Raw genomic sequence first — 16,419 nt, forward strand, 5'->3', positions numbered from 1 at the left:
TTACACCTTCTCAACCTGAACAAGGTTTGTGTGGGACGGGTTCCCTTTCGCCAGCGGCGACGGGCGCTGGGTGGTCAGCACGTTAATGCAACCCGCCTGGTCGATGCCCTTCGCATCCGGGTCGAACCATGCCCCCTCGCCCAGGGCAACGACGCCCGGCATCATACGCGGCGTGACTTTCGCCTCGATGTGGGCCTCACCACGACCGTTGAAAATACGCACACGGTCACCGTTCGCGATACCACGAGCCCGGGCATCCAGCGGGTTGATCCACATTTCCTGACGGCAGGCCGCCTTCAGCACGTCGACGTTGCCGTAGGTGGAGTGGCAGCGCGCCTTGTAGTGGAAACCGGTCAGCTGCAGCGGATAGGTTTTAGTCAGCGGATCGTTGTAGTTCTCAAAGCCCGGGGTATAGATAGGTAACGGATCGATAACGTCCCCTTCCGGCAACTCCCAGGTGTCAGCGATCTTCGCAAGCTCCGCCGAGTAGATCTCGATTTTGCCCGAAGGTGTGGTTAATGGATTCGCCTGCGGATCCTCGCGGAAGGCTTTGTACGCGACGTGATGCCCTTGTGGATCACGTTCTTTGTACATGCCCTGCTCGCGGAACTGCTCAAAGCTCGGCAGACCCGGCATCGCTTTACGAGATTGCTCATACAGGTAGCGCATCCACTCTTCCTGAGTACGACCTTCCGTGAACTTCTGCTCGACGCCCATCCGTTTGGCGAGCTCGCTGGTCATGTCATAGATGTTTTTGCACTCAAAGCGTGGCTTGATCGCCTGATCGGCGAAGATCACGTAAGACATGTTGCCGCAGGAGGCATCCAGCGCGAAATCCATCTGCTCAGAGGCGGTGCAGTCCGGCAGAATAATATCGGCATATTTCGCCGACGAGGTCATGTGGCAGTCGATCACCACAATCAGCTCGCACTTCTTATCATCCTGCAGGATGTCATGGGTACGGTTGATGTCGGAATGCTGGTTAATGATGCAGTTTCCGGCATAGTTCCAGATCATTTTGATCGGCACATCAAGCTTGTCTTTACCGCGCACCCCATCACGCAGCGCGGTCATTTCCGGTCCGCGCTCAATGGCATCGGTCCACAGGAACATTGAAATGCTGGTCTGTACCGGGTTATCAAACGTTGGCATACGCTCGAATGCAACATCGTATGAGCCTTCGCGGGCGCCGGTGTTACCGCCATGAATACCGACGTTGCCGGTAAGAATGGACAGCATTGAAATCGCGCGGGTGGCAATTTCGCCATTTGCATGGCGCTGCGGGCCCCAGCCCTGGCTGATATAGGCCGGTTTAGCGGTAGCGATTTCACGAGCCAGTTGCACAATGCGTTCAACTGGAATACCGGTAATCGTGGATGCCCACTCCGGCGTTTTTGCTACTCCGTCATTGCCCTGGCCCAGGATATACGCCTTATAGTGGCCGTTGGCAGGCGCGCTGGCAGGCAGCGTTTTCTCGTCATAACCGACGCAGTATTTATCAAGGAACGGCTGGTCGACGAGATTCTCGGTAATCATCACCCAAGCCAGCGCCGAGACCAGCGCCGCATCCGTTCCCGGACGAATTGGGATCCACTCATCTTCACGCCCGGCACCGGTATCGGTGTAGCGTGGATCGATGATTATCATCCGCGCATTGGATTTTTGTCGCGCCTGTTCAACGTAATAGGTCACCCCGCCGCCGCTCATTCGCGTTTCGCCCGGGTTATTACCAAACAGGACGACCAGCTGGCTGTTTTCGATATCCGACGGGCTGTTGCCATCGGCCCAGCCGCCGTAGGTATAGTTGAGCCCTGCGGCAATCTGTGCTGACGAGTAGTCGCCGTAGTGGTTCAGGTAACCGCCACAGCAGTTCATCAGGCGTGCAATCAACGTTTTTCCCGGTGGCCATGAGCGGGTCATCGTGCCACCCAGCGTACCGGTACCATAGTTGAGATAAATAGATTCGTTACCGTACTCTTTAATCAAACGCTGCATGTTGTTGGCGATGGTATCAAACGCCTCTTCCCAGCTGATGCGCTCGAACTTCCCTTCCCCGCGATTGCCTACGCGTTTCATCGGGTATTTCAGACGGTCCGGATTATAGACACGGCGACGCATGGAGCGACCACGCAAACAGGCGCGCACCTGGTGCAGGCCTTCATAGTCGTCATCACCGGTATTGTCGGTTTCTACATATTTGATTTCGCCATCAACTACGTGCATACGTAGCGGGCAGCGGCTACCACAGTTGACGGTACAAGCGCTCCATACCAGCTTTGCGGCTGGGGTGGGAGCGATGGCCTCAGCGGCGTTCGCAATACGCGTAAACGGTAACGTCAACGCGCTGCTGGCGACCGCCAGTCCACCTATCGCTGTGGTTTTCACCAGACCACGACGGCTTACCTCGGCAGCCAGTAAAGCATCAGGAATAGTCGTTTTCATAGACACTCACTTCGGTTGCTCACATGACAAAAAACACCGCTATATAGTTATGTATATAACGAATTTATATTTTATTAGTTTTTTATGCTACTAGTGACTCGAAGGGAGTATCCCTGCTTTACTCAAGGGGATTATTGTTCGGTATCAAGATGAGAATAAAAAAAGCGCCCTCAGGCGCTTTTTTGAACCGGATTCGGTTAAATTCAGATTTTTTCAAGACCGTTCATGTACGGGCGCAGAACTTCCGGCACCACGATACTGCCATCAGCCTGCTGATAGTTTTCCATCACCGCCACCAGCGTACGACCAACTGCCAGGCCAGAACCGTTCAGGGTATGAACCAGACGGGTCTTTTTATCCGATTTGCTGCGGCAGCGAGCCTGCATGCGGCGCGCCTGGAAATCACCTACGTTTGAGCAAGAGGAGATTTCACGGTAGGTATTCTGCGCCGGAACCCACACTTCCAGATCGTAGGTTTTGCAGGCGCCGAAGCCCATATCGCCGGTGCACAGCGCAACGCGACGGTACGGCAGACCCAGCAGTTCCAGTACCTTTTCAGCGTGGCCGGTCATCTCTTCCAGCGCATCCATGGAATCTTCCGGACGTACAACCTGAACCATCTCGACTTTATCGAACTGGTGCATACGAATCAGACCACGGGTATCACGACCGTACGAACCGGCTTCTGAACGGAAGCACGGGGTATGCGCGGTCATTTTGATCGGCAAATCGTCTTCGTCGATGATCTCGTCGCGTACCAGGTTAGTCAGCGGCACTTCCGCCGTCGGGATCAGGGCATAGTTACTGCTGTCTGACTCTTCTTCCAGCGGACGCGTATGGAACAGGTCACCGGCAAATTTCGGCAACTGTCCGGTTCCGTACAGGGTGTCGTGGTTGACCAGATACGGCACATAGTTTTCGCTGTAGCCGTGCTGCTCGGTATGCAGATCCAGCATGAACTGCGAAAGCGCACGGTGCATACGGGCAATTTTGCCTTTCATGACCACGAAACGAGAGCCGGTCAATTTCACCGCAGCAGCGAAATCCAGACCGCTGTGCATTTCACCGAGGGTGACATGATCGCGCACGTCGAAATCGAATTCACGCGGGGTTCCCCAGCGCTTGATTTCAACGTTGTCGTTTTCATCTTTACCCACCGGAACACTGTCGTCCGGCATGTTCGGGATAGCCAGCGCGATATCGCGAATTTCTGCCTGCAGAACGTCCAGTTCAGCTTTCGCTTTATCCAGCTCTTCACCGAGCTTATTCACTTCCAGGCGTAATGGCTCGATGTCTTCCCCGCGCGCTTTAGCCTGGCCAATGGATTTCGATCGCGAGTTACGCTCTGCCTGCAGATTTTCAGTTTGTACCTGCAGAACTTTACGACGCTCTTCGAGAGCGCGCAGTTTATCTACATCCAGCTTAAAGCCCCGGCGTGCCAGTTTTTCAGCGACTGCGTCTGGCTCGTTACGCAGCAGATTGGGATCGAGCATGCTTATCCTGTGCTTATCGAATTGAAATAGGAGAAAATGACCGCAGCCTGCGGCCATAAGGAACAGTAACAACATTACCGCAACGACAAGCTTAGCGGTAGCGTTTTATAGGGCTATTTTGATCCTGTCCGGCAAGCCAGGCGAGCTTTTCGCCAATCTTCCCTTCGAGACCTCTGTTTGTCGGCTGGTAGTAGCGTGTTTGTGCCATTTCCTGCGGGAAGTACTCCTCCCCGGCGGCATAGGCATTGGGTTCATCGTGGGCATAACGGTACTCCTGCCCATACCCCATTTCTTTCATCAGTTTGGTCGGCGCATTACGCAAATGCACCGGCACGTCGTAATCCGGACGCTCGCGGGCGTCGGCCATTGCCGCTTTAAAGGCGGTATAAACCGCATTGCTTTTCGGTGCACAGGCCAGATAGACGATAGCCTGAGCGATGGCGCGCTCACCTTCCGCAGGGCCCACGCGGGTAAAGCAGTCCCAGGCGGAGATAGCCACCTGCATGGCGCGCGGGTCAGCGTTTCCTACGTCTTCCGAAGCAATAGCCAGGCAGCGGCGAGCCACGTACAGCGGGTCACCACCGGCAGTGATGATCCGCGCATACCAGTACAGCGCCGCATCCGGTGCGCTGCCGCGCACCGATTTGTGCAACGCGGAAATCAGATCGTAAAAGCGATCGCCTTTGTTATCGAACCGCGCGGTACGCTCACCGGCAATTTCCGTCAGTAACGTCTGCTGCAACACGCGCTTGCCGCTGTCGTCGACCTCGGCCATATCGGCCATCATCTCAAGCGTGTTCAGCGCCCTGCGGGCATCACCGTTCACCAGTTCGGCAATCGCGCGGCGGGTATCGTCGGGAAGGACAATATCCTGCCCGCCGTAGCCACGGGCGCTATCGGCCATCGCCTGGCTCAGTACCTGCTCAATATCGTCAGTGGTCAGTGACTTCAGCAGATAGACCCGCGCGCGGGACAGCAGCGCCGAGTTGAGTTCGAACGAGGGGTTTTCGGTGGTCGCGCCAATGAAGGTAATGGTGCCGTCTTCAATGTGCGGCAGGAAAGCATCCTGCTGGCTTTTGTTAAAACGGTGGACTTCGTCGACAAAGAGAATGGTCTGGCGACCGGCGTTGCGGTTCTGCCGCGCCCGCTCAATCGCCTCGCGGATCTCTTTGACACCAGAGGTCACCGCTGAGAGTCGTTCAACATCGGCGTTCGCGTAGCGGGCAATCACCTCTGCCAGCGTCGTTTTTCCCGTACCCGGAGGCCCCCACAGGATCATCGAATGCAGGTGCCCTGCTTCAATGGCTCGTGGTAATGGTTTGCCCGGAGCCAGCAAGTGTTGCTGACCAATGTACTGCGCTAAATTTTCTGGCCGCATACGGGCGGCCAGAGGTTGAAACGCGTTATCGGAAAAATCGAGCGACAGATTGCTCACGAACGCCTCTACTTACGTTGATCGTCTACCGTTACGCCCTTCGGCGGGGTAAAGGTAAATTTGGACGCATCGACCGCGCCATTCTGCTGGGACTTCAGCTGGTAGCGGCTTTGTTGATCGTCCTGCTCAATTGCGCTGAACTGATGGATGGTGCCATCACGGCCCACGTTGATGGTGAACTGCTTCAGGTTGCCGTTGCTGCCTTTCGGCGTCAGCATGAAGTCATCACCATTTTGTTTGATATTGTACTGCTGCCAGTCGCTGGACTGGTTACGGGCAATCAGCATAAACGGGGTATTACCGGTGGCGTCTTTCAGCCAGGTTGCCGTTGCCTGCTCAACAAACGGGTTGTAGAACCACAGGGTTTTCCCGTCAGAAACCAGAATGCTTTCATCCGGCTGGGTCATGTGCCAGTTAAACAGATTTGGGCGTTTTACCCATAAATCACCCTGACCTTCCTGTACCGCGTTACCGCTGCCGTCGGTTACTTTCTGCGTGAAGCTCGCGTGGAAGCTGCTGACTTTGTCCAGACGGCTTTTCAGGTCGCTTGCGGCATCAGCCCACACGCTGCTGGTCACGAAGCTTGCAAGTAATGCACAGGTGATGGCAACTTTTTTCATCTTGGTTCCTTAAATGCGTCACTCCCGACGCGGGTATCTTTGTCCCTACTTTAGGCGCGTTGCCGAAAGTGGGACACAAGAAAGTGCTGAATTTTTACTTATTTACCCAACTTTGCAATCATTCAAACGGTGGCGGTGCCAGCACTTCGCGGTTGCCGTTATGGCCCTGCTCGCTGACGATCCCCTGCGCTTCCATTTGTTCGATTATGCGGGCTGCACGGTTATAGCCGATGCGGAACTGACGCTGCACGCCGGAAATTGACGCTTTGCGTTTTTCCGTGACAAAGTTGACCGCCTGATCGAACAGCGGATCGAGATCTTCACCGGCATCGAATCCGCCGCTGCCGCCTTCGCTTTCGCTATCGGAAGTGATGCCTTCGACGTACTGCGGACGACCACGAGCCTTCCAGTCCTGTACGACCGCATGCACTTCCTGGTCACGAACGAACGCCCCGTGGACACGTACCGGTGAGGTTGAGTTCGGGCCGGAATAGAGCATATCACCCATACCCAGCAGCGATTCTGCGCCGCCCTGATCGAGGATCGTGCGCGAGTCAATTTTACTCGATACGGTGAACGCGATACGGGTTGGGATGTTAGCTTTAATCAGGCCGGTAATAACATCTACCGACGGACGCTGAGTCGCCAGCACCAGGTGGATCCCCGCGGCACGCGCTTTCTGCGCCAGGCGGGCGATAAGCTCTTCCACCTTCTTACCCACCGTCATCATCAGGTCAGCGAATTCGTCGACCAGCACCACGATGTAAGGCAGTTTTTCCAGTACCGGATGGCTCGCATCCATGCTGTCGCCCGGTTTCCAGTACGGATCCGGAATCGGACGGCCCATGCGCGCCGCCTCAGCGATTTTCTCGTTGTAGCCGGCCAGATTACGCACGCCCAGCGCCGACATCAGCTTATAGCGACGTTCCATTTCGTTGACGCTCCAGCGCAGGGCATTGGCAGCGTCTTTCATGTCGGTCACAACTTCGGTCAACAGATGCGGGATCCCTTCGTACACCGAGAGTTCCAGCATTTTCGGGTCGATCATGATGAAGCGCACGTCTTCCGGTTGCGCTTTATACAGCATGCTGAGGATCATGGCGTTCACCCCCACTGACTTACCGGAACCGGTCGTACCGGCCACCAGCAGGTGAGGCATTTTAGCGAGATCGGCCACCACCGGATCGCCGGCAATGTCTTTCCCCAGCACCACGCTCAGCGGCGACGGATTGTCGCGGAACTTCGCGCAGTCGAGCACTTCACGCAGGTATACGGTCTGACGTTTTTTGTTCGGCAGTTCCAGACCTACGTAAGGTTTACCCGGAATCACTTCCACGACACGTACGGCGACGGTAGATAACGAACGGGCCAGATCGCGCGACAGGTTAGAGATACGCGCAGCTTTAACGCCGGGAGCCAGATTCAGTTCGAAGCGGGTGATGACCGGTCCTGGCGAGTAGTTCACCACGTCCGCTTTAATGCGGAAGTCTGCCAGGCGCGCTTCCACCAGGCGAGCCATCTGCTCGAGAGCGAAAGTATCGACCGGCTCGATTTCCGTCGGCGGTGGCGTCAGCAGATCCAGCGACGGCAGCGGCGTGGTCGGGCGCTGCAGTGGTCGGCTGTCGCCGTTACGCATCAGCAACGGGTGAATTAAACTCTCCTGCGGTGCAGGTGCTACCGGCTGCGGGGCCTGCGGCTGTTGAGCATAAGGCTGATGAGCGGGCGGCTGCTGAGTCTGCGGCTGCTGCCACTGTTGAGCCGGTGCCGGGTTTTGCGGCGGCTCAGGCATCACGCCAGGCGTAAACAGCGGCTCGGCAGGCGTATCGTCAACCAGCGCTTTCATCGGCGAGAATTCGAAATCATCCAGCGAGAACGGATTCGCCCCCGTCGGCTGTTCACCGCCGTAGCGTGCCTGCTGGGTGGCCGCAAACTGACGCGCCAGCTCGGCTTCCGCCTCTGCTTCCTCATCCCAGACTTCCGCTTCCGGCTCTTCAGCGTGATAGCGCTGATGTTGCGATGCTGCAAACTGGCGAGCCAGTTCATCCTGCTGCTGCGCATCGGCCTCATCTTCGTTCATCTCAGCATCAGAGTAGTGCTGATTCTCACGGGCTTTCTCTTCCGCCATTCGCTGGGAAGGCAGTTTAATGCCGAAAGAAGCCAGCTCACGGCGTGTTGGAACGCGAACACGGTTCGGACGCGGTAGCTGCGGACCAATCCCCTCTTTCACCTGCGGACGCGGCGCGTCACCGGCAAGGCTGAATACCGGAGACGCGGCAGCGGCGGTTGCAGCAGCCGCAGCGGCTACGTTTTTCATCCCTGCTGCAGTCGGGGTAATGGCCGGTGTGGGATCAATAACCGGCGCCGGCGGCACGGCGGCGGCAGGTTCAGGAATAGGTTGATACCACGCAGCCAGCTGTTCACGCTCACGCGCACGCTTCTCTTCCACTTCTTCAAAGTAGTAAAGCGGCGGACGCTGGGCTTTAATCTCTTCTTCAGGCTCAACAACCGGCGGTGCAACCTCAGGCTCAGGCTGCGACCAGGCTTGCGGAGCATATTCAGGCTCAGGTTCGGGTTGCCAGGTTTGCTGCACGGGCGTTTCAGGCTGCCAGGTTTCGGGCTGAGCGGGTACGCTCGCCTGCGGTGGCCAGTGATCGGGTGCCGGAGCAATAGTGGGTTCTGGCATCTGCGGCGCGGGAACCTGCTGCCACTCTACGGCCGGAGCTACAGGCTCGACAGACGCAGGGATAGGCTCAGCACCCGGCACATACGGTGTTTGTACGGCAGGCGCTGCCGGAGCCGCCCACGTCTGCGCAGCCGTAGTCGCGGCAGCGGCGGCGGTTAACGGTTCAGTAACTGAGTGACCGTTCAGCAGCGGATCGTATTCGTCATAGTCCATCGGTCGCGCGGCGCTGTTACCAGAGAACAGCACATCGTCGGCCTCTGCGGCAACGCCACGAGCGCTATAGTGAATGTCCTCTTCCGGATCGTCCATGCGTTTTCCGGAGAACAGCGCGGCATCAGTTTTACGCCCCATCGGGTTAGAAAACTTCTCAGCAATGCGCTTACGGCGCGCCAGCGCACCTTTTAAAATTCGGGCACGGCGAGATTCGCGATGCTCCTGGTGCGAAGCCTCGTCGTCATACTCATCTTCTTCGTAGTCGTCTTCCACCCAGGTGTCATCGCGACGGGTACGGTTGCTGGCGAAGGTCAGGATATTGAGGATCCAGCTGCCAATTTTCTCGGCAATGCTCACCCACGACCAGCCGGTAAACAGCGTAAGACCGGCAGCCCAGATGCACAGCAGAGTAATAGTGCCGCCGCTGCTGTGCAGCATCGGCTGCAGCGCGGTGCTGAGCAGGCTGCCCACAACGCCGCCAGAAGCAAAATACCAGATATCATCGGCGTTGATAGCCGCCAGACCACAGGAGGTAAGGATCAGCGCCAGTACGCCAATCAGGCGCAGCGACACCGCAAAGTAGTCGATGTAATCTTCGCTTGCACGGTGTTTCCAGGCAAACCAGCAGCCGCCGACGATGATCACCGGAATGGTGTAAGCCATCACACCAAAGATAAAGAACAGCGTATCCGCAAGCCATGCGCCGGGAATGCCGCCGAGGTTGTGAATAGGCTCATGCCAGGCGGTCTGAGACCAACTGGGATCGGAGGGATTAAAACTGAGTAGTGCCGCCATCAGCCAGATGGCAAAAAGAGCACAAAGGAGGAGCAACGCCTCCAGTAAACGGCGCCCGCTGCTTAACTTTGTCAATCTGACGTCTTTGTCTTCAGTGTATTCCTGGCTCAAGAAAGGCTCTCCAGGTATTAGGCGTATCCTGCCTAAATGCTAAAACGGACAACAGCGCCGGGGATCCCCGGCACTGTTGCTGTATGGATTAACAGGAGTGTAATCAAACTATGTCGATTTTGCACCTGTTCCGTGTTAGCGGGTCTTAATTACCAGACGATTACTCTGTTTGACTTCTTCCATCACTACGTATGTACGCGTGTCGTTGACACCCGGCAGACGCAGCAGGGTTTCGCCCAGCAGTTTACGATACGCCGACATATCCGGTACACGGGTTTTCAACAGGTAGTCGAAATCACCGGAAACCAGATGACACTCTTGAATTTCTTCAAGTTTTTGCACAGCGGCGTTAAATTGCTCAAACACATCCGGTGCACCACGATTCAGAGTAATCTCAACAAATACCAGAAGTGATGCATCAAGATAGTGCGGGTTCAGCAGCGCAGTATAACCCTGTATAAAACCCTGTCTCTCCAGGCGACGTACGCGCTCAAGGCAAGGCGTCGGAGAAAGACCCACTCGTTTAGAAAGCTCGACGTTGGAAATACGTCCATCCTTCTGCAGCTCATTCAGAATGTTACGATCGATGCGGTCGAGATCTTTGCCTGGGCGCTTCTTGCTATCTACCATTATTATTGTCTCTCTGTATTCCTTCCCTACTCCTGTGTTGACTCCTGCCACATCACTGTTCAGAGTCTGCGCCCGTCGTGTATGCCGATCCCATCATCTGAAATACAGCATAACCCAGGGTACGTGTCGGGAAGACCGTTGCCATTCGGCAGCTATCGCTATCACGCATGGCGTCTGTCCACGCCATGCGTGGATGGCGCTAGCCCGGTTAAAAATGGTGTTCTTGTGCATGAAAATTCACCACACAGGAAACACTGATTTTTTCTTCCTAGAATGTTTTCGCAAAAGCACAGGGGATTGTCAAAGCAAAACATCGATTTTTAGTACAACATGCCAGTAATTCATTCTCAGGGTGGGCTGATCCTCATGTTTTCGTCTTATAATCGGCCCAATTTCAGTAGATTTCGTTATGTTAAACGATGAAATATTCACCAATTCATCGGTGAATTCTATTGCACAAATCGTTAACAAAATCGCTGAGGCCTTTTTTTAGCGCCATAAATTCCCTACAATCGCGTGAAATGTCTGCCAACACGAATGAGGATCTCATGGGCACGGCCAAACACAGTAAACTGCTTATTCTTGGTTCTGGACCTGCGGGATACACCGCGGCGGTCTATGCCGCCCGCGCAAACCTGCAACCGGTACTGATTACCGGCATGGAAAAAGGCGGTCAGCTGACCACTACCACGGAAGTGGAAAACTGGCCAGGCGATCCGAATGACCTTACCGGTCCGCTGCTGATGGAGCGTATGCATGAGCATGCGACCAAATTTGATACCGAAATCATCTTTGACCACATCAGCAAGGTCGACCTGCAGAACCGTCCGTTCCGCCTGACCGGCGACAGCGGCGAGTACACTTGCGATGCACTGATCATCGCAACCGGTGCTTCTGCCCGCTATCTGGGTCTGCCTTCTGAAGAAGCGTTCAAAGGTCGTGGCGTGTCTGCCTGCGCCACCTGTGACGGTTTCTTCTATCGCAACCAGAAGGTCGCGGTTATCGGTGGTGGTAACACCGCAGTAGAAGAAGCGCTGTATCTGTCGAACATTGCGTCTGAAGTGCACCTGATTCACCGCCGCGACAGCTTCCGTGCAGAAAAAATTCTGATCAACCGTCTGATGGATAAAGTGGCAAACGGCAACATCGTTCTGCACACCGACCGTACGCTGGAAGAAGTGACCGGCGACCAGATGGGCGTTAGCGGCCTGCGTCTGCGCGATGTGAAGAATACCGACACCGTTGAATCACTGGAAGTCGCTGGCCTGTTTGTGGCAATCGGCCATAGCCCGAACACCGGAATTTTCGACGGTCAGCTCGAGCTGGAAAACGGCTACATCAAAGTGCAGTCCGGGATCCACGGCAACGCCACCCAGACCAGCATCCCGGGCGTCTTTGCCGCGGGCGACGTCATGGACCACATTTACCGTCAGGCGATCACCTCTGCCGGTACCGGCTGTATGGCCGCGCTGGATGCAGAACGTTATCTCGACGGTCTGGCTGAAGCTTGTAAATAATATTTACATATCAGTAACAAAGGTAAATAAGGCGACGAAAAGTCGCCTTTATTTTTGCCCCGTTGTAACATTGCCGTGCCTAAAAATTTGATAACAGCACCTGCTAAGCGCGCAATGAATAAAACCCGTCAACAAGAGCTCACTCGCTGGTTAAAACAGCAAAGCATTCTCTCCCGTCGCTGGCTGACGCTCTCGCGTTTGCTTGGCTTTGTCAGTGGAATATTGATAGTGGCGCAGGCCTGGCTGTTAGCCCGCACGCTCAACCACATGATCATGGAAAACATTCCGCGTGAGGCACTGCTGTTCCCTTTCATCACTCTGGTACTGATTTTTGTGCTTCGTGCCTGGGTGGTCTGGCTACGCGAGCGTGTCGGATTTCACGCCGGGCAGCATATTCGCTTTGAGATTCGCCGACAGGTGCTCGACCGCCTGCAGCAGGCTGGCCCGGCATGGATTCAGGGAAAACCGGCGGGCAGTTGGGCAACGCTGATTCTTGAACAAATTGACGACATGCATGATTACTATGCCCGCTATCTGCCGCAAATGGCGCTGGCCGCCTGCGTTCCGCTACTGATAGTCATCGCTATTTTCCCTTATAACTGGACGGCAGCACTGATTTTACTGTGCACCGCCCCGCTTATTCCGCTGTTTATGGCGCTGGTCGGTATGGGTGCCGCTGACGCAAACCGCCGTAACTTCCTGGCGCTGGCGCGTCTCAGCGGTCACTTCCTTGACCGCCTGCGCGGTATGGAAACCCTGCGCCTGTTTGGCCGTGGCGAAGCAGAAACCGACAACATCCGCGAAGCATCGCAGGATTTTCGGCAGCGAACCATGGAGGTTCTGCGCCTGGCATTCCTCTCCTCTGGCGTACTGGAGTTCTTTACCTCGCTCTCTATCGCGTTAGTGGCGGTCTATTTCGGTTTTTCCTATCTTGGCGAGCTGAACTTTGGTTCCTACGGCCTCGGTGTTACCCTCGCGTCAGGATTCCTGGCGCTGATCCTGGCACCGGAATTCTTCCAGCCGTTGCGCGACCTCGGGACCTTTTACCATGCCAAAGCGCAGGCCGTTGGCGCCGCCGACAGTCTGAAAACGTTCATGGAAAAACCTTTGGCACACCCCGAGGGTGGCGATAAAACGCTGAGCGATAACGAAGCCATCAGCATCACGGCAACCGGTTTACTGCTGAAATCACCGGAAGGTAAAACGCTCGCCGGCCCGCTGGATTTCGATATCCCTGCCGGAACTCGCGTGGTGCTGGTCGGGCAAAGCGGTTCAGGCAAAAGCTCGCTCCTGAACACGCTGGCTGGTTTTCTGCCTTATGAAGGTTCGCTGTTGATTAACGGTGTGGAATTGCGTGACCTCGCGCCCGACGGCTGGCGACGCCTGCTGAGCTGGGTGGGTCAGAACCCGCAGCTCCCGGCAGCCACCCTGCGGGAGAACGTCCTGCTGGCCTGGCCGAATGCGACAGAAGCACAGCTTCAGTCTGCGCTTGAACGTGCCTGGGTGAATGAGTTTGTTGCCGATCTGCCGCAGGGCATTGATACACCGGTGGGCGATCAGGCCGCTGGGTTATCCGTCGGCCAGGCCCAGCGTATTGCCGTCGCGCGTGCGCTGCTCACCCCCTGTCGCCTGCTGCTGCTCGATGAACCTGCCGCCAGCCTTGATGCTCACAGCGAACAACGCGTCATGCAGGCCTTAACCGAGGCTTCGACCCGTCAGACGACGCTAATGGTGACGCACCAGCTGGAAGATCTCACCGACTGGGATGCCATCTGGGTGATGCACGACGGCAGGCTGGTGCAGCAGGGTCGCTATCAGGATCTCGCACAAGTGGAAGGTCCGTTCGCCACATTACTGGCTCATCGTCAGGAGGACATTTAAATGCGCGCACTGCTTCCCTATCTGGCGCTGTATAAACGCCACAAATGGCTGCTGACTCTTGGCGTTGTCCTGGCTATCGTTACCCTGCTGGCGAGTATCGGCCTGCTGACGCTTTCCGGCTGGTTCCTTTCGGCCTCCGCGGTGGTTGGCGTCGCCGGGATCTACAGTTTTAACTATATGCTTCCCGCAGCCGGTGTTCGCGGGGCGGCAATCATTCGTACCGCCGGGCGCTACTTCGAGCGTCTGGTGAGCCATGACGCCACGTTCCGTGTGCTGCAGCACCTGCGGGTCTTTACCTTCAGCAAACTGCTCCCTCTCTCCCCTGCCGGGCTGGCGCGTTTTCGCCAGGGCGAGCTGCTCAACCGCATCGTGGCGGATGTCGATACGCTCGATCACCTCTATCTGCGCGTCATCTCCCCAATGGTGGGCGCGCTGGTGGTTATCGTGGTGGTCACCCTTGGCCTTAGCGTGCTGGATGTCACCATCGCGCTTACCCTGGGCGGTATCATGCTGTTGACTCTGTTTATCCTGCCACCGCTGTTCTACCGCGCCGGAAAGCCAACCGGCGAAAGCCTGACGCAGCTGCGCGGGCAGTATCGCCAGCAGCTCACTTCATGGCTACAGGGCCAGGCGGAGCTGTCGGTATTTAACGCCAGTACCCGTTACCGTCAGCAGATGGAACAGACCGAGATGAACTGGCATGAAGCCCAGCGTCGGCAGTCCGAGCTCACTGCCCTCTCCCAGGCCATGATGCAGCTTATCGGCGGCGCGGCGGTTATTGCCATGCTGTGGATGGCCGCCGGAGGCGTCGGTGGTAACACGCAGCCTGGCGCGCTGATTGCCCTCTTTGTCTTCTGCGCGCTGGCGGCATTTGAAGCCCTGGCACCGGTTACCGGAGCCTTCCAGCACCTGGGCCAGGTTATTGCCTCCGCCATTCGCATTACGGAAATTACCGAACAACGCCCGGAAGTCACCTTCCCGGCGCATGAATCTACCGCCCCTGCGCAGGTGAGTCTCCAGCTCAACGACGTGCGTTTTGCTTATCCGCAGCAGGCGCAGCCAGCGCTGAACGGCGTGACCCTGCAGGTGAATGCCGGTGAGCATGTCGCGATTCTTGGCCGCACCGGCTGCGGTAAATCGACGCTGCTGCAGTTGCTGACCCGTGCCTGGGGCCCTCAGCAGGGCGAAGTGCTGTTGAACGGTCGCCCGGTCAGCGAGCTTTCTGAAGCGGCACTGCGCCAGACCATGAGCGTGGTGCCGCAGCGTGTTCACCTCTTCAGCGCCACCCTTCGCGATAACCTGTTGCTGGCAAAGCCTGGGGCGACGGATGATGAGTTAAATGCAGTATTAGCACGAGTCGGACTGGAGAAGCTGCTGGATGACGGCGGGATCAATAGCTGGCTCGGTGAAGGCGGCCGTCAGCTCTCCGGCGGCGAGCTGCGTCGCCTGGCCATTGCCCGTGCGCTGCTGCACGATGCACCGCTGATGTTACTGGATGAACCTACCGAAGGTCTGGATGCAGCAACGGAAAGCCAGGTGCTTGATTTACTTGCCGATGTAATGCGTGAAAAGACGCTGCTGATGGTCACTCACCGCCTGCGCGGACTGGCCCGTTTTAACCAAATTATAGTGATGGACAACGGACAAATTATTGAGCATGGTAGTCACTCAGAATTGTTGGCGAAACAGGGGCGCTACTACCAGTTTAAGCAGCGTCTGTAAGCTACCATATACCTTAATTGCCTTGCTTGTTATGAGGTCGTCCTGGCATGCGTTTGGTTCAGCTGTCTCGTCACTCTATCGCGTTTCCGTCGCCAGAAGGCGCGCTGCGTGAACCTAATGGGCTGCTGGCCTTAGGCGGCGATCTTAGCCCGGCACGGCTGCTGATGGCCTATCAGCGCGGCATTTTCCCCTGGTATTCGCCGGGGGATCCTATCCTGTGGTGGTCTCCCGATCCGCGTGCCGTGCTGTGGCCTGAAGAGTTTCACGTCAGCCGCAGCATGAAGCGCTTCCATAAAACCTCGCCGTATCGGGTCACCCTTAACCACGCCTTCGAGCGGGTAGTGGCAGGCTGTGCCAGCGATCGTGACGAAGGGACGTGGATCACCCACGATATTGTACAGGCCTATCACCGCTTGCATGAGCTGGGCCACGCCCACTCCGTGGAGGTGTGGCAAGGCGCTGAACTGGTGGGGGGAATGTACGGCGTTTCGCAGGGCGCGCTGTTTTGCGGCGAGTCAATGTTCAGCCTCGCGGAGAATGCCTCTAAAACCGCACTGCTGGTGTTCTGTGAGGACTTTATCCACCAGGGCGGTCAACTCATCGATTGCCAGGTGATAAACAGCCACACCGCGTCTCTGGGCGCAACAGAAGTCCCCCGCCGTGACTACCTCGAGTGGCTTTCCGCATTGCGCATACAGTCGCTCAAGGAGAAATGCTGGGTCCCCAGGACACTCTTTTCCCCGCTAAGGTAAATGTTTTCGGCACATTTTCTTATCACGGTGATATAATTGTCGCGAAGAGTCGCTTCTGCATGTTGCCCCGCCGCCGTTTGGGACTGTCCGAGTCGCTTTAATCCGCTGCTCCCCCCTTTACGTTT

General features: G+C 56.5%; 10 protein-coding genes. 4 read left to right on the forward strand and 6 right to left on the reverse strand.

Annotated elements, in window-relative coordinates:
- From dmsA to lrp, 6 genes are all read right to left on the reverse strand, one after another.
- Window positions 1-2,442: a dimethylsulfoxide reductase subunit A gene (gene dmsA, locus C7387_RS09510; protein ID WP_120816563.1), complete on the reverse strand. Its 2,442-nt coding sequence runs from the start codon at window positions 2,440-2,442 to the stop codon at window positions 1-3.
- Between the two features lie 203 nt (window positions 2,443-2,645).
- Window positions 2,646-3,935: a serine--tRNA ligase gene (serS, locus tag C7387_RS09515; RefSeq protein ID WP_038258607.1), complete on the reverse strand. Its 1,290-nt coding sequence runs from the start codon at window positions 3,933-3,935 to the stop codon at window positions 2,646-2,648.
- A gap of 91 nt (window positions 3,936-4,026) precedes the next feature.
- Window positions 4,027-5,370, reverse strand: coding sequence for a replication-associated recombination protein RarA (rarA, locus tag C7387_RS09520; protein ID WP_120816564.1), 1,344 nt, complete (start codon window positions 5,368-5,370; stop codon window positions 4,027-4,029).
- An 8-nt stretch (window positions 5,371-5,378) separates the two neighbouring features.
- Window positions 5,379-5,990, reverse strand: coding sequence for an outer membrane lipoprotein periplasmic chaperone LolA (lolA, locus tag C7387_RS09525; protein WP_006819293.1), 612 nt, complete (start codon window positions 5,988-5,990; stop codon window positions 5,379-5,381).
- A gap of 118 nt (window positions 5,991-6,108) precedes the next feature.
- On the reverse strand, window positions 6,109-9,792 hold the full coding sequence (locus C7387_RS09530) for a DNA translocase FtsK 4TM domain-containing protein (RefSeq protein WP_120816565.1): 3,684 nt from the start codon (window positions 9,790-9,792) through the stop codon (window positions 6,109-6,111).
- Between the two features lie 135 nt (window positions 9,793-9,927).
- On the reverse strand, window positions 9,928-10,422 hold the full coding sequence (lrp, locus tag C7387_RS09535; RefSeq protein ID WP_000228469.1) for a leucine-responsive transcriptional regulator Lrp: 495 nt from the start codon (window positions 10,420-10,422) through the stop codon (window positions 9,928-9,930).
- Window positions 10,423-10,970: 548 nt separating this feature from the next.
- Here lrp and trxB point away from each other — a divergent pair.
- From trxB to aat, 4 genes are all read left to right on the forward strand, one after another.
- Window positions 10,971-11,939 carry a thioredoxin-disulfide reductase gene (trxB, locus tag C7387_RS09540; RefSeq protein ID WP_038258620.1) on the forward strand — a complete coding sequence of 323 codons (969 nt, stop codon included), beginning with the start codon at window positions 10,971-10,973 and terminating at the stop codon, window positions 11,937-11,939.
- A 114-nt stretch (window positions 11,940-12,053) separates the two neighbouring features.
- On the forward strand, window positions 12,054-13,820 hold the full coding sequence (gene cydD, locus C7387_RS09545; protein WP_120816566.1) for a heme ABC transporter permease/ATP-binding protein CydD: 1,767 nt from the start codon (window positions 12,054-12,056) through the stop codon (window positions 13,818-13,820).
- Entirely contained in the window at window positions 13,821-15,542 is a 1,722-nt protein-coding gene (cydC, locus tag C7387_RS09550) for a heme ABC transporter ATP-binding protein/permease CydC (RefSeq protein ID WP_120816567.1), read from the forward strand.
- 47 nt (window positions 15,543-15,589) lie between these two features.
- Window positions 15,590-16,294, forward strand: coding sequence for a leucyl/phenylalanyl-tRNA--protein transferase (gene aat / locus C7387_RS09555; RefSeq protein WP_006819288.1), 705 nt, complete (start codon window positions 15,590-15,592; stop codon window positions 16,292-16,294).
- Window positions 16,295-16,419: the final 125 nt, after the last annotated feature.

The sequence above is a fragment of the Yokenella regensburgei genome (assembly GCF_003634235.1).
GTDB classification, from domain to species: domain Bacteria; phylum Pseudomonadota; class Gammaproteobacteria; order Enterobacterales; family Enterobacteriaceae; genus Yokenella; species Yokenella regensburgei.

Bases quoted from the DNA above. Each gene is read 5' to 3' on its own strand.
- dmsA (WP_120816563.1), bottom strand. From the start codon at position 2,442: ATGAAAACGACTATTCCTGATGCTTTACTGGCTGCCGAGGTAAGCCGT.
- serS (WP_038258607.1), bottom strand. From the start codon at position 3,935: ATGCTCGATCCCAATCTGCTGCGTAACGAGCCAGACGCAGTCGCTGAA.
- lolA (WP_006819293.1), bottom strand. From the start codon at position 5,990: ATGAAAAAAGTTGCCATCACCTGTGCATTACTTGCAAGCTTCGTGACC.
- lrp (WP_000228469.1), bottom strand. From the start codon at position 10,422: ATGGTAGATAGCAAGAAGCGCCCAGGCAAAGATCTCGACCGCATCGAT.
- trxB (WP_038258620.1), top strand. From the start codon at position 10,971: ATGGGCACGGCCAAACACAGTAAACTGCTTATTCTTGGTTCTGGACCT.
- cydD (WP_120816566.1), top strand. From the start codon at position 12,054: ATGAATAAAACCCGTCAACAAGAGCTCACTCGCTGGTTAAAACAGCAA.
- cydC (WP_120816567.1), top strand. From the start codon at position 13,821: ATGCGCGCACTGCTTCCCTATCTGGCGCTGTATAAACGCCACAAATGG.
- aat (WP_006819288.1), top strand. From the start codon at position 15,590: ATGCGTTTGGTTCAGCTGTCTCGTCACTCTATCGCGTTTCCGTCGCCA.